Here is a 14,305-nt window from a genome sequence, read left to right as displayed (position 1 = left end):
TTACAAAAGGAAGCTACCTCAATCAAAATAGGATTGAGGTAGTCTATTTTTTATTGTATTCGTTTTTTGACTTCCATATTTAACTGTAAAACATTCACACGTTCTTCTCCATATAATCCAAATGCACGACCTTCTATATGCGAAGCAATGATAGCCTTTAACTCCTCTTTCGAAATTTTCGTTTCTTTTGCAACGCGGTCTACTTGTGCGTATGCCGCTTTAGGACTAATATCCGGATCCAGCCCTGAACCTGAATTTGTTACTAAATCTATTGGTACTTCTCTTACTGGGACAGAAGGATTATCTTCCTTCCATTTTTCAATACTTTCTTCTGTACGTTGTCGTAACTCCGGATTAGAAGGTGCATAGTTATTTGATCCAGACCCTTCCGCTTTATAGGCAATACTTGATATACGTCCATGAAAATATTTGGCGGAGGTAAACTCCTGTCCAATTCGTTTAGATCCAATGATTTCTCCTTTCTCATATATTAAACTTCCATCTGCATGATCCTTCATTACCCCTTGTGCAATTCCCGTTACCATGGCTGGATAAATCAAACCACATAGAACAACAAGTACTCCAGTTAAGCGAACAACAGGTCCAAACAAATTTTGTTTCTCAGTCATGTGTATCTCTCCCTTCTCTATGAAATGAATAGTCCAACGACTAAATCGACCAACTTAATCCCAATAAATGGTACAAGTACACCACCAAAACCATAAATCAATAAGTTACGAAAAAGTAGCGTATTGGAACTCATCGGTTTATATGCAATTCCTTTCATTGCAAGTGGAATCAACATCGGGATGATGAGCGCGTTAAAAATGAGCGCTGACAGAATAGCAGAAAGCGGTGAGTGCAATCCCATTATATTAAGTGCCTCCATTTGCGGAATTGCAACTGTAAACATCGCTGGAATAATCGCAAAGTATTTTGCTACATCATTTGCAATACTAAATGTCGTTAATGCACCGCGCGTCATTAATAGCTGCTTTCCAATCGCAACCACTTCAATAATTTTTGTTGGATTAGAATCTAAATCAATCATATTTGCCGCTTCTTTCGCTGCTGCGGTACCACTATTCATTGCAAGACCAACATCCGCTTGTGCCAGCGCTGGAGCATCATTTGTCCCATCACCTGTCATCGCAACTAATTTACCCAATTCTTGCTCTGCTTTAATAACAGCTATTTTATCCTCCGGTTTACATTCAGCCACAAATTCATCTACCCCTGCTTCTTTTGCAATCGTTGCCGCTGTTAACGGATTATCTCCTGTACACATCATTGTTTTTATTCCCATTTGCCGAAGCTGTTCGAAACGCTCACGCATACCAGGTTTTACAGTATCTTTTAAATAGATTAAACCGAAAATACGATTTCCCGCTGCAACCGCAAGTGGTGTACCACCCTCTTTGGCGATTAAATCGGCTTTTTGATGTAAATCGGTTGGAATCTTTCCTCTTTGAGATTGTACCCAATCAATTACGGCACCAACTGCTCCTTTTCTTACTTTTTCCCCGCTTTTTAGATCCATACCGCTCATTCTCGTTTCAGCTTTAAAAGGAACGAATTCTCCTATCTCTTCCTTAGATACATTGTAAGAAAACCCTTTTGATTGTACATAATCCATAACAGAACGTCCTTCCGGTGTTTCATCTAACACCGAGCTAAGTGCCGCCCATTTCGCTAATTGTTCTATTGTTTCATTTCCGACAGGCAGTAAAGCATGTGCCATCCGGTTTCCAAATGTAATCGTACCTGTTTTATCTAAAATGATTGTATTAATATCACCTGCTGCTTCCACTGCTTTTCCGCTCATTGCGAGTACATTAAACTTTGTTACACGATCCATACCAGCAATCCCAATTGCGGATAATAGTCCGCCTATTGTTGTTGGAATTAAACAAACGAGTAACGCAACAAGAATGGAAGTATCAATTTGAAATCCTAAATAATTTGTAAATAACGGAAGCGTTACAACTGCAATGAGAAAGATTAATGTTAAACTTATTAATACTGTATTTAACGCTATTTCATTCGGCGTTTTTTGACGCGTTGCCCCTTCTACTAATAAGATCATTTTATCTAAGAAAGATTCGCCAGGATTACTTGTAATTCGAATCGTAATCTCATCACTCACAACCATTGTACCGCCTGTCACAGAGCAAAAATCACCGCCTGCTTCCTTCATTACTGGTGCCGATTCACCTGTAATTGCCGATTCATCTACAGATGCTAAACCACGAATAACTTCCCCATCACCTGGAATCATTTCTCCTTGTTTTACAAGAACCATATCACCTTTTTTTAAGTTAGATGCTAAAACCCGAGTAATTTCTCCATTTTCCTTTACGATATTCGCATAAACATCCTTTTTTGATTGTTTTAATGAATCTGCTTGTGCTTTCCCGCGTCCTTCTGCTAATGCTTCTGCAAAATTTGCAAAGAAAACTGTGAATAAAAGAACAAGTGTGACCGTTATATTGAACCATAACGGAACATTTGTTGATAAACTCGGTACAACCGACAAAAGCAATGTAATGAAAAATCCAATTTCGACAACAAACATAATTGGATTCTTTATCATTTGCTTTGGATTTAATTTCAAAACTGCTTGTTTAAAAGCATTTGATACAATATCACGATCCATTGTTTTCGCACTTCTTACCTCACCATCTTCTCTTTTGGAAGATGACATAACCTGCACATGCTTCCCTTTTACTATCACTGGTCTCATATTGATTCTCCTCGCTTCTTTCTTATAGAGTCAGAAACTCTGCAATTGGTCCTAATACTAATACTGGAAAGAAAGTTAACGCACCGACGATAAAGATTGTGCCAACAAAAATCCCTCCAAATAGTCCATTATCTGTTCTGAATGTTCCGACTGTTTCTGGTACGACTGCTTTTTCTTTTAAAGATACCGAAACAGCAAGCATTGTTACTAAGCTGAAGAAACGCGCTCCATACATTACAAGTCCCGTTGAAATATTCCAAAATGGTGTATTATCCGCCAATCCTTCAAAACCAGAACCATTATTTGCTGCTGATGAAGTAAATTCATAGATTACTTGTGTAATGCCATGAAATCCTGAATTTGTAATCGCTTCTGTACCAAAATTGGTAGAAAATGCAACTGCCGATGCTCCGAGAATTAATAAAGGTTGAAATAATAATGTAACAGCAATAAGTTTCATCTCTTTTCCCTCTAGCTTTTTCCCAAGAAACTCTGGCGTACGTCCAACCATTAATCCTGAAATAAAGACAGCAATCATCGCATACATTATCACATTAATAAACCCTGCTCCAACGCCACCAAACACCGTATTTAAAAGCATGTTCACAAGTGTAAGCATCCCTCCAAGCGGGGTAAACGTATCATGCATCGCGTTCACACCACCTGTTTCCGATGCTGTCGTAACTGTTGCAAAGAGTGCTGTCATTATTGTACCGAATCGAACTTCTTTTCCTTCCATATTCCCTTGTGCATGGTCCATGCCAAATTGATTTAAAACGGGGTTTCCTTGTAATTCGGTTGTAACAGCCATACCAAATCCAATGACAAACATTATAAGCATTGATACAAATAAAATTCTTCCTTGTTTCTTACTACCAATCATTCTTCCATATGTGAATGGCAGTGATGTTGTAATAAACATCATAAGCATCATTTGTAACACATTCGTAATCGCTGTTGGATTTTCAAAAGGATGTGCAGAGTTTACTCCAAAAAATCCACCACCATTATTTCCTAGCATTTTAATAGATTCTAACGAAGCAATTGGCCCCCGCGGAATCACTTGTTTTGCTCCTTCAAGCGTTTGAGCGACTGCGCTGCCGCTCAATGTTTGTGGCATTCCTTGCGCGACGAATATAAGTGCCATAATAAATGCAATTGGCATTAACACCCTTATAATCGCTCGAACAAAATCAACAAAGAAGTTTCCTACTTCTTTTCCAGCTAATCCTCGAATAAATGCAATTGCAAATGCCAATGTTGTCGCTGGCGCTGTAAACATCATGAACGTAATCCCAATCATTTGTGCTAAGTACGATAATCCACTTTCACCACTATAATGCTGTAAATTCGTATTCGTCATAAAGCTAATCGCTGTATGAAATGCAAGTGTCGGTTCCATTCCCTCTACTTTACTTGGGTTTAATGGTAGAACGCCTTGTAATCTAAAAACAAGATATACAAACAAAATCATACAAGCATTCGTAAATAACATCGCAAATACGTATTGGATCCAAGTTTGATTCTTTTTCTGAATGCCACCTACTTTAAAAATGATACTCTCTATCGGACCAAACACTTTCTCTAACGTTCTACTCCCTTGAAACGCCTTTTCTACATATGTTCCCATTGGCTTTGCAAGTAATATAAACAATACTATCGTTACGATAGCTGCGACCCATGTTACCATTGCTTCTTCCTCCTAGTTTAGAACTTTTCTGGATTTAATAACGCGTAAACTAAGTAGCCTGTAAGAAAGAGTACTACGGTCGAAAGTATAATCGTCATTTCGATTTCCCTTCTTTCACAACTTTATCCGACCATTTTGCTAGACCAATCATGGAGAATACGAGTAGAATACAAAATCCAATCATCAGAATATCTAACATGTTTATCCCTCACAAAATGTATTTTTTTACCATCGAACCACTAAAAAAAGAACACTGAGGCTCTACTCAGTGTTCAAAAATGAACAACACAAAAGTAAACCTCCTCTCCAAACGCTTACGAAGTTAGCTGTCGGATTCGGGCCTAAAGAGTAGCCCTACTTTCATCATGAAAGATTCACCCCAAGTGACAATGCACAAAATTGGTTCCCCCGCTCCAAATCATTGGACTCAGCGATATAAGGTTATTTTTGGAAATTTTTATAAATAATTTATGAGAGTAAATATACTCCTCTATTTTTGACTTGTAAAGAATAAAATTACTGAAAATAATAAGATTTCTTGCCATATAACCGCTTACATTACTGAATATAATTATTTTATCATCTATTTTCTTATCTTTTCTTTCTTTTTCGTGAAAATGGCTTGTTACATAAAGTGAAACTTTAATCAGTGGGGGGCTTCATCCCTCACTGATTATGAGCCCTCACCAATCGGGCTGCCCGAAAATGGCGGGATAAAAAGAAAAGAGCACCTATGAAGTGGCGATCTTACTATACTTCATAGGTGCTCAATCATTTATTTACTCCATAAAAATGCACGTAAACTTCTCCCTCGAATATAAACTTGTGACAATTCTGCATGTAACTGCTCATATTCAATAATATCCTTCTCTAAATATAAATTATCTTTTGACAGCAATATCATATACGGCCTTGGAAAAAAAGGATCTAGCGCAGCTAATTCTTGAATTCTCTCTAATGATACTGCCCAGCGATTTGCTATATCGTCAAGTAATAATACTTTCATTTCCGCTTCCTCCGCTCTATTCAAGAAATAAAAAAGAAATGTTATCACAGTTTGTAAACACGACAAATGTAGCTCCCATTGTTTGATAGAGCCTGACTGGATATTTTTTATTTCTTGTCACAATTGTAATAGGTGCTTGAAACGAAAAACGAATCCATTCCGTAAAAAAACTAACGATCGGCAATTCGTCACCGAGCAGGATAACCTTTTTTATGCCTGTACAAATACTTGTTCTATTCAACTCCTTACCAAAACAATAAATTGTTTGAAAGCCAAACTTTCTTGCTTCTCCTGCTATTTGTTCATCAGCAGCCACAATAATCAATTCACTTTGAAACGATACTAATTCTCTTAAACTGTTTAACTTATCCTTTTCTCCTACACAAATGAGTGTTAGTCCTTGTTTCTCACCCATGTATTTCATCCTCCCTAGCATAAAAGAATCAGCTGATATTCTCCTATACTAACCAGATTGATGAAGAGATACATCCATCATTGTACCACCCTCTCTCAAAACGCTTACGAAGTTAGCTGTCGGATTCGGACTTTGAGAGTAGCCCTACTTTCATCATGAAAGATTCACCCCTAGTGACCATGCACCATTTGGTTCCTCCGCTCCAAATCATTGGACTCAGCGTTACAAAAACAGATTTTGGCTGCTATCATACTCCTAAATATGGAAATTGTAAACAATTAAAAATAGTGAACGATTTTCTGAACATCCTCGAAAATCAATAAAGTTTTTTAATATATTATTTTAAAAAAGTTGTTAATCGTCATAAAAAAACAGGAACCAGTTAGCTCCTGTTTTCTAGCACCTTTATCTTAAATATTTACATGCGTACTTCTTGACGTTTATATGCAAAATGGTTTGTTGGTCCATGGCCATTGCCAATGTTTAATGGCTCTGCAATTGCACTACTAATAAATTGTTTAGCTTCTTGAACGGCTTCTTTCATATCGTATCCTTTGGCAAGTCCTGCCGTTACAGCAGAGGCAAATGTACAACCACTACCGTGCGTTTGTTTTGAAGCAATTCTTTCACTTTTAAATTCAATGAATTGCTCACCATCGAACAAGAAATCAATAACTTCACTTCCTTGATACTCTGCATGTCCACCTTTCATAAGAACATACTGAACACCTAATGTATGCAATGCTTTTGCAGCCTCTTTGCTATCTTCTATATTATGAATCTTAATACCTGTTAACACTTCTGCTTCTGGCACATTTGGCGTTATAACAGTGGCGATCGGTAGTAAATGTTCTTTCAATGCATTGACAGCTTCTTGCTGTAATAGTGAAGCTCCGCCTTTTGCAATCATAACCGGATCTAGAACAATATTATTCCAGCCAAATTTTTTAATATACTCTGCAACAATTTGAATAATTTCACCACTAAATAACATTCCAAGTTTCACTGCATCTGGTGTTAAGTCGTCACCAATTGAATTCAACTGCTCTATAATTCCTTCAAGCGAAACAGGATATACCCCTTGAACACCAAGTGTATTTTGAGCAGTAATGGCTGTAATCGCCGTCATCCCGTACACACCAAGCTCTTGGAATGTTTTCAAATCCGCTTGAATTCCAGCGCCGCCACCGCTATCAGATCCAGCAATTGTTAATGCTTTATTTACTTTCATCTCATTCACTCCTTTTATCCAAAATAACGATGATATATTGTTTTCGCTTCTGCTATCTCTTTCGTGCCATACACAAGAACTCGTCCGTCTTGAAAAGCAACAAGCCGTTTTCCATCTGCACGAAATGATAATAAATATGGGTTCACTGTTAAATCAGCTACGCGGTCACGTAACAGTTCTTTATATCTATGAAAGTCCAGTTTTTCTTTATGAGGCGGACGAATTTGAACTGTATTTCTCCCGCATAAAACAGCCGTTTTTGACGTATTCTCTTTATTTAAATATGGATAGATTGCTTTCTCACCACAAGATGGACAATGATCCTTTTTCAACTTCTGTACATTCATACAGGAATATTCATTTTTCCATACATCAAATGACACGAGACCATCTCGAAGCGCTTTATAATCTTCTACTAAAAGTTTAAGAGTTTCTGTTACTTGATGCGAAACAACGATCGATACAGCAGGTGAAATAATGCCTGCTGTATCACATGTTGCTCCGCCAAGTGGGATGGATTGTAGTAAGCAAGATAAACACGGTGTCTTTCCTGGTAAAATGGTATAAGAAAGACCATAGCTCCCTACACAAGCACCGTAAATCCATGGAATTGAATATTTTTGTGATATATCATTTATAATAAAGCGTGTTTCAAAATTATCAGTCGCATCGATGATGACATCGACATTTGTAACAAGTTCTTCTAGCTCTTCTGCGGTTATATCTTTGACAAAAGCCTTTACCACTACACTACTATTAATCGCTTTCAAACGCTGTTTTGCCGCGATCGCTTTCGGGAGATGGTTCTTCACATCTTCTTCAGCGTATAGTTGCTGCCTTTGCAGATTACTCCAATCAATATAGTCGCGGTCTACAATCGTTACATTTCCCACACCCGCTCTTACAAGCATTTCTGCATTGGCGCTACCAAGTGCTCCTGCACCGATAATGAATACATGCTTTTTCCCTATCTTTTTTTGCCCTTTTTCTCCAATTGAGGAGAATAGCTCTTGACGAGAATATCGATTATTCAACTACGCTCATTCCTTCTAAAGGACTGCTTGCTGTTGCAAAGCGTTTCCGTGCAATACGTCCTGCTTCAAATCCTAAACGTCCTGCATGAATACCTAGTTTCATTGCTTCCGCCATTTTAATAGGATCTTTCGCACCAGATACAGCCGTATTTAATAACACACCGTCTGCCCCTAATTCCATCGCAAATGCTGCATCAGCTGGACTCCCAACACCTGCATCTACAATAACTGGTACAGTTGCTTGTTCAATAATAAAGCTTATATTTAATGGATTTACAATACCAAGTCCTGAACCAATTGGTGACGCTCCAGGCATAATCGCATGCACACCAAGCTCTTGTAGTTTGCGAGCTAATACAACATCATCTGATGTATAAGGAAGAACAATAAACCCTTCTTCAAGAAGCATTTCAGATGCTTTTAACGTCTCTACTGGATCTGGCAATAACGTTTTATCATCACCAATCACTTCTACTTTTACCATGTCACATAGACCTGATGCTTTTGCTAACTTTGCAATACGAACCGCTTCTTCAGCTGTTTTTGCCCCTGCTGTATTTGGAAGTAATGTGTAGTTTTTTATATCAATTTTTTCTAATAAATTCGGTTGCTGTGCATCAAATATATCCATCCGGCGCACTGCAAATGTTAAAATTTCCGCTTCTGATACTTCGATTGCTTTTCTTTGCACGTCATAATCAGAAAATTTTCCTGTTCCTAATAAAAGTCTAGATTTGAATGTGAAAGGTCCAATGTTTAACATAATCAACCGCCTCCTACGAAAGTTACAATCTCAATTTGATCGCCATCAAAAACGGAAGTGTCTTGATGGTCTTCTTTTTGCAGAATCTCCTTATTTCGCTCTACCACAACAATCTTTGTATCCAACTCTAAGTGAGTAAGCAATTCCGCTACCGTTTTAATATGTTCTGGCACCTCTACTTGCCTACCATTAATTTTCAAATACAAGCTTCCATCCCCCTTCTAAACTGACTTTGAAAACAATGAATCTAACAAATGATTAGTTTGTTTTCCTTCTATGATATCGGCCATATATTGACCAGAAATAGGACTTAATAAAATACCATTTCGGTAATGACCTGTACAAGCATATAACCCTTTTATTTCCTCATGCTCTCCCATATAAGGAACGTCATGATTGGATTGCGGACGAAGCCCTGCCCATGCGGTTTCCCACTCCGCATCTTTTAAAGCTGGTAAAATTGAATACGCACGTTCTAATATCGAAATGATACTTTTTGGTTGTACAGATTTGTTAAACGTATGAGGTTTCATTGTTGCTCCAATTACATAGCGACCACCACGTTTTGGTGCGATGTAAAATCTGTCTTGGAAAATCGGAGCTCTTACTAATGGCTTATAGCTTTTTACTGCGACTACTTCCCCTTTTACAGGATAAGTACCCCAATCTCTATGAAAATATTGAAGTAGTTTTGTACTCCATGAACCACCTGCAATGACTACTTTTTCACATGAAATAAAGCCTTCGCTCGTAACAATTCCGCACACTCTATTTTTTTCAACTCGAATATCAAATACTTCTGTTTGTTCATATATATCAGTACCAGAAATGGCCGCAGAGTGTGCGAACGCTTTCGTTAGTTCTGGCGCAATAACATGACCATCTTTGGGATAATAGACAGCGCCGATAATGGAGGAAGAAAGAAACGGTTCCTTTTGGCGAAGCTCATCTCCTGTTAGAAAATAAGATTCCTCACCTGTTTCTTGTTGCCAGTTCATTATATTTCGTATTCTTGTTTTCTCCTCTTCATTTTGAGCAATCCGATATATCCCTTTCTCTTCATATCCAATATCAATTCCCGTTTTTTCTCGTAACGCCTTTGCAAGTTGCGGAAATATTGCACGGCTTTCTCTAGCAAGTTCAAAGAGCGGGTTATATACATCCCATTCCGCCTGTACTCCAAGAAGTCCTGCCGCTGCTTTTGATGCTTCCGAAGCAACCCTTTGCTTCTCAACAATTGCAACATGGCAACTTCTTTCTGCTAGAAAATGTGCAACTGAACTACCAATTACACCACCGCCAATAATAGCTACATCATACTTCTTACTCATGATTTTCCGCCCACTTTCTTATTATTTCCTTATACAATCTTGCTTTCTCGTATGGATTACGATCGCTTACAATTCCAGACATAACTGCAATACCACTCACACCAGATTTAAGAACTTCTGTTGTATTTTCAGGTGTTATTCCTCCAATAGCTGTAATCGGTATTGTTAACCGCCTTGCCATATCTGAAATTTCTTCTAGTCCTCTTGCTGGGACACCTTTCTTACAGCTTGTCGGAAATACATGCCCATAAACAAGTGAATCCGCTCCATTTTTGAACGCTACGATTGCTTCTTCTAAAGAATGCACAGAATAACCAACATGCAAATAAGAAAATTTCTCTTTTACAGATTTCACATCTACGCTACGGTATCCTAATTGTACGCGCGGAATATTTAATAAAATTGCAATATCAATTCGGTCATTAAGCACAAGTTTAGATGCAGGAAAGCCTCTTTTTAAGAGACCTTCCACACCTTCATACAACTCTTTCGTACTTTTCTCCCGTTCGCGAATATGCAAATAATCAATCTCACTCTCCATTTGCATCGCTACATTCGTCAGCTCTTCAAATGTCATTTGACCATTTGAAATGACATGAAGTTCATTTTTCATACACATTCGCCTACTTTAAAATGTTTTCAAATAATTCATTAGCAGGAACAATCTCTTTTGTCATTCCTTTTTCTTTCAACCATTTATTTTGTTTTTCCCATGCCCCTTTTGAATCTGATAAAAACGGCTCATCTTTTGTTTCCATTTTTTCTAATAAAATTTTCATGCTCTCCTTCTCAACTTCGGGGATGAGCGGGAAGTTTTCCTTTTCTTGATGATCTAATAAAATGTTAAGAGCCTCATCTGGATTTTTTTTCATAAATTCATATCCTTTTTTCGTACCGCGTAAGAAAGCTTGCAGAGCTTCCTTATCCTTTTTCAACGTTCTCTCTCCTGTGACAAACACAAGCTCATGATAATTTGGCACGCCGTAGTCAGCTGGATTAAAGTATGCTGGCTCATGACCTTGATGACGCATGACAGGAACTTCATGGTTAATGTATGCCCCTGTGACAGCATCTACTTTTTTCGTAATTAATGCTGGTACTAAATCAAATCCTACATCGACTACTTTTACATCGCTTGGATTCCCACCATCTTCTTTTACCATTGCTTTTAAATACGCTTCACTTAAAGGTGTTCCAGAATAACCAACTGTTTTTCCCGTTAAGTCTTTTGGTGACTGAATACCTGCTGACTTTAATGAAACAATATGGTTTAACGGTGAGCGAACAACCGCCCCAATTGATTTCACAGGAATTTGTTCATTTGCCTTTGCAATAATTACATCTGGTTGATAATATAAGCCCACTGTCACTTTCCCTGTTGCTGGTAATGTTAAAGGATCAGTTGGATTAGAAGGGAATTTTATATTTACTTTTACACCTTCTTCTTTAAAATATCCCTTCTCGATTGCTGCATAGATAAAACTATGCACCGCATTTGGATACCAATCGAGCATCACCGTAACTTCTTTCTCCTTTTTTTGCTTATCTGACGCTGAATCAGTAGAACATCCCGCAATCATTGCAATGAATAAAGTAAACACAAAGATGCATTTGAATAATTTCATGAATGTTTCCTCCAACTAATGAATTTCTTTTCTAATATAGAAACAAGTAGGACAAACAAAATAGCAAGTAATGATAAAAGGACAATCGGTGCAAAAACCCCAGCCCCATCTAACTGCGTCATCATTCGCTTACTAAAGTAGCCTAAGCCCGCTTGTGCTCCAAGCCACTCACCAATTGCTGCACCGATAACGCTAAGCGGAACGGCGATCTTAAGTGCTGAGAAAAAATAAGGAAGTGCAGATGGCAACTTTAATTTTAAAAAAATATCTTGTTTCGTTGCGCCGTATGTAACTAACAGCTCTTCCCAATCCTTTTTCGTACTGCGCAATCCATCGTACATATTGACCGCAATCGGAAAAAAGGTAATTAAAACCGTCACAACAACTTTGCTCCAAATGGAATATCCAAACCATAAAACAAATAATGGAGCCAAAGCAGTAATCGGTATTGTTTGTGAGGCAACGAGTAACGGATAAAAAGATCTTTCCATCCATTTACTTGCATTCATTGCCATTGCAAGCCCAACACCAAGGACAATAGAAATTGCTATACCGATAAAAACGACATACAACGTCGCTGGTAAATGAACCGTAAAGAGTATGTCATGCAGCGCCCACATTTTCACTATAATTGCAGTCGGTGCTGGTAAAATATACATCTCATCTATAATTCTAGCTCCCACTTCCCAGCTTATAAGCAATATGCCACTTAATATACATGCAGGCAGTAGCTCTCTCATTTTCCTCATATAAGCACCTGCCCTTTTAACATACTAAGTAGTTCATCCTTTAACGCTAGTACTTCTGGTCTGTGTAAGTCTTTTCTTGTCCGTTCTTTCCCAAGTGGTACAACACGCTCTGTTAGCGTTGTAATTGGCTGCGTTGTCACAATGAGGATTCGATTCGAAAGAAACAGCGCCTCCTCTACATCATGTGTAATAAATAAAATTGTTTTTTTCCACTGTTTCCATTGTTCAAACAGCCATTCTTGCAATGTTGCCTTTGTTAATGCATCCAGCGCACTAAAAGGTTCATCTAACAATAAAATATCTCCACCTGTTAGTAATGTTCGAATAAACGATACTCGTTGCCGCATTCCTCCCGACAAGTCTTTTGGGTACTTTTGTTCGTATTCTTGTAATCCAAATTGCTCTAAAAGCGCTTTCGCTCTTTTTTCAGCTTCTGTTTTCTTAATTCCTTGACATTCTAAAGGAAGAGCTGCATTTTCAATAATCGTTCTCCATGGCAAGAGCATATCTTTTTGTGGCATATATCCTACAGGATGACTCTTTGTTTCCATCAGTTGAATTGTTCCAGCCGCTGCATCTTCTAATCCTGTAATTAAGCGAAATAATGTACTTTTGCCACAGCCACTCGGACCGATGATGCTAACAAATTCTTTTTCCTTTATGGAAGCATCTAGGTCCTTTATAATAGGATTTTCATCATAATGAAAGGAAACATTATGAAACTGTAGTATGCTCTTTGTCTTCAAATCCCCACATCTCCTTGCTATATGCCATATCCCAGAATAAATATTCAAAGCGGCTGGAATATAGGAAAATCTCTTCTAAGCGGGCTAATTCTTGTTCTGTTTTTCCTTCAGCTAGTTCGTTTAATAAATCGATTAACCAAATGCAAAGATTCCCATACTCTTCTGAACTATATCCTTGAATCCACTCTCCAAAGAACTCATGATCTCTTGCTCCTGGAATATCATTTAAACGTTTTCCAATTTCCCAATAACTCCACATACACGGAAGAAGCGCTGCAATAAGCTCAGCTAGTGTGCCATTTTGCGATACTGACATCATATAGTTTGTGTACGCTAAATTTTTAGCTGATGGCTTCGCTGATTCGATCTCTTTTATAGAAATTCCAAGACGCTTTGCATACTGCTTATGAATGGTCATTTCTCCATTTAAAATGCCATCAATTTGTTCCGCAAATTTTGCCATAACTTGTGGATTCGTTGCTTTTACAACACCAATTGCATAAATTTTTGCATAATCTAGCAAGTATAAATAATCTTGTATGATGTAATATTGGAACTTATCCTTTTCTAACGTGCCATCTCCCATCCCCGTTACAAAAGGATGATTATGACTTTTTTCCCAAACAGGCTGCACGACTTCAAATAATCTTTCACAAAATTTCATATATATTTCCCCTTCCTTTATATCTTTTTATCCAAATAAAAAGCCACTCCTATATAAGAAGTGGCTACAGCAAATAAAAAAATATATATGCATTGCTCCACTTCCCTTCGCTAGTATTACCTAGATCAGGTCCATAAGGGTTAAGGTTCATTCCTCTCTCAGCCTATTAGGCACCCCTAGTGGTATCCGTTATGAAATTTTGAACTACCCCCACTTAACACTCTTACGAGCTGTTTGAAGTGGGAGATTCCTAAGAACACCAACCTAACGGTTAGTTATTGATTAGGCTATCCCCGTAGTCCCTACGG

17 protein-coding genes and 3 riboswitches are annotated in these 14,305 nt (G+C 38.0%); all 17 genes read right to left on the bottom strand.

All coding sequences use genetic code 11. The features are described 5' to 3' along the window. Positions 1-50: 50 nt before the first annotated feature. The 17 genes from kdpC to tenA all read right to left on the bottom strand — a co-directional run bounded on the left by kdpC (position 51) and on the right by tenA (position 13,997). Complete coding sequence (gene kdpC / locus MR059_RS15520) at positions 51-629, bottom strand: K(+)-transporting ATPase subunit C (protein WP_011983729.1); 579 nt, start codon at positions 627-629, stop codon at positions 51-53. Between the two features lie 17 nt (positions 630-646). After that, entirely contained in the window at positions 647-2,743 is a 2,097-nt protein-coding gene (gene kdpB, locus MR059_RS15515; protein ID WP_011983728.1) for a potassium-transporting ATPase subunit KdpB, read from the bottom strand. A 22-nt stretch (positions 2,744-2,765) separates the two neighbouring features. Further along, on the bottom strand, positions 2,766-4,433 hold the full coding sequence (gene kdpA / locus MR059_RS15510; RefSeq protein WP_011983727.1) for a potassium-transporting ATPase subunit KdpA: 1,668 nt from the start codon (positions 4,431-4,433) through the stop codon (positions 2,766-2,768). A 17-nt stretch (positions 4,434-4,450) separates the two neighbouring features. Further along, on the bottom strand, positions 4,451-4,531 hold the full coding sequence (kdpF, locus tag MR059_RS22320) for a K(+)-transporting ATPase subunit F (protein ID WP_081428345.1): 81 nt from the start codon (positions 4,529-4,531) through the stop codon (positions 4,451-4,453). Continuing rightward, a complete protein-coding gene (locus MR059_RS15505; RefSeq protein ID WP_041809453.1) occupies positions 4,528-4,632 on the bottom strand; it encodes a hypothetical protein in 105 nt (34 codons plus the stop codon). Before MR059_RS15505 ends, kdpF begins: the two co-directional genes overlap by 4 nt. 98 nt (positions 4,633-4,730) lie before the next feature. Then, a riboswitch (cyclic di-AMP (ydaO/yuaA leader) is annotated at positions 4,731-4,876 on the bottom strand. 332 nt (positions 4,877-5,208) lie between these two features. Then, entirely contained in the window at positions 5,209-5,439 is a 231-nt protein-coding gene (locus MR059_RS15500; RefSeq protein WP_011983726.1) for a hypothetical protein, read from the bottom strand. Between the two features lie 16 nt (positions 5,440-5,455). Beyond that, entirely contained in the window at positions 5,456-5,854 is a 399-nt protein-coding gene (locus tag MR059_RS15495; RefSeq protein ID WP_011983725.1) for a hypothetical protein, read from the bottom strand. 85 nt (positions 5,855-5,939) lie between these two features. Beyond that, positions 5,940-6,086: riboswitch (cyclic di-AMP (ydaO/yuaA leader) on the bottom strand. A gap of 186 nt (positions 6,087-6,272) precedes the next feature. Further along, positions 6,273-7,085, bottom strand: coding sequence for a bifunctional hydroxymethylpyrimidine kinase/phosphomethylpyrimidine kinase (thiD, locus tag MR059_RS15490; protein ID WP_011983724.1), 813 nt, complete (start codon positions 7,083-7,085; stop codon positions 6,273-6,275). A gap of 14 nt (positions 7,086-7,099) precedes the next feature. Next, positions 7,100-8,119: a thiazole biosynthesis adenylyltransferase ThiF gene (locus MR059_RS15485; RefSeq protein WP_011983723.1), complete on the bottom strand. Its 1,020-nt coding sequence runs from the start codon at positions 8,117-8,119 to the stop codon at positions 7,100-7,102. After that, positions 8,112-8,882: a thiazole synthase gene (locus MR059_RS15480; protein ID WP_011983722.1), complete on the bottom strand. Its 771-nt coding sequence runs from the start codon at positions 8,880-8,882 to the stop codon at positions 8,112-8,114. Before MR059_RS15480 ends, MR059_RS15485 begins: the two co-directional genes overlap by 8 nt. 2 nt (positions 8,883-8,884) lie before the next feature. Then, on the bottom strand, positions 8,885-9,088 hold the full coding sequence (gene thiS / locus MR059_RS15475) for a sulfur carrier protein ThiS (RefSeq protein WP_011983721.1): 204 nt from the start codon (positions 9,086-9,088) through the stop codon (positions 8,885-8,887). 15 nt (positions 9,089-9,103) lie between these two features. Then, positions 9,104-10,213 carry a glycine oxidase ThiO gene (gene thiO, locus MR059_RS15470; protein ID WP_011983720.1) on the bottom strand — a complete coding sequence of 370 codons (1,110 nt, stop codon included), beginning with the start codon at positions 10,211-10,213 and terminating at the stop codon, positions 9,104-9,106. Continuing rightward, positions 10,206-10,826 (bottom strand): thiazole tautomerase TenI, encoded by a 621-nt coding sequence (gene tenI / locus MR059_RS15465; RefSeq protein ID WP_011983719.1) that lies wholly within the window; start codon positions 10,824-10,826, stop codon positions 10,206-10,208. The genes thiO and tenI overlap by 8 nt, the downstream gene beginning before the upstream one ends. A 10-nt stretch (positions 10,827-10,836) precedes the next feature. Beyond that, positions 10,837-11,838 carry an ABC transporter substrate-binding protein gene (locus tag MR059_RS15460; RefSeq protein ID WP_011983718.1) on the bottom strand — a complete coding sequence of 334 codons (1,002 nt, stop codon included), beginning with the start codon at positions 11,836-11,838 and terminating at the stop codon, positions 10,837-10,839. After that, the gene (locus tag MR059_RS15455) at positions 11,835-12,587 is read right to left on the bottom strand and encodes an ABC transporter permease (protein WP_011983717.1); all 753 of its coding nucleotides are present in this window, start codon (positions 12,585-12,587) and stop codon (positions 11,835-11,837) included. Before MR059_RS15455 ends, MR059_RS15460 begins: the two co-directional genes overlap by 4 nt. Continuing rightward, positions 12,584-13,333, bottom strand: coding sequence for an ABC transporter ATP-binding protein (locus tag MR059_RS15450; RefSeq protein WP_011983716.1), 750 nt, complete (start codon positions 13,331-13,333; stop codon positions 12,584-12,586). Before MR059_RS15450 ends, MR059_RS15455 begins: the two co-directional genes overlap by 4 nt. After that, the gene (gene tenA / locus MR059_RS15445) at positions 13,302-13,997 is read right to left on the bottom strand and encodes a thiaminase II (RefSeq protein ID WP_011983715.1); all 696 of its coding nucleotides are present in this window, start codon (positions 13,995-13,997) and stop codon (positions 13,302-13,304) included. Before tenA ends, MR059_RS15450 begins: the two co-directional genes overlap by 32 nt. An 85-nt stretch (positions 13,998-14,082) precedes the next feature. Then, a riboswitch (TPP riboswitch) is annotated at positions 14,083-14,185 on the bottom strand. Positions 14,186-14,305 lie beyond the last annotated feature (120 nt).

Origin of the sequence: Bacillus cereus group sp. BfR-BA-01522, assembly GCF_022662635.1 — a bacterium.
Taxonomy (GTDB): domain Bacteria; phylum Bacillota; class Bacilli; order Bacillales; family Bacillaceae_G; genus Bacillus_A; species Bacillus_A cytotoxicus.
This window is presented reverse-complemented; position numbering and strand designations above follow the sequence as displayed.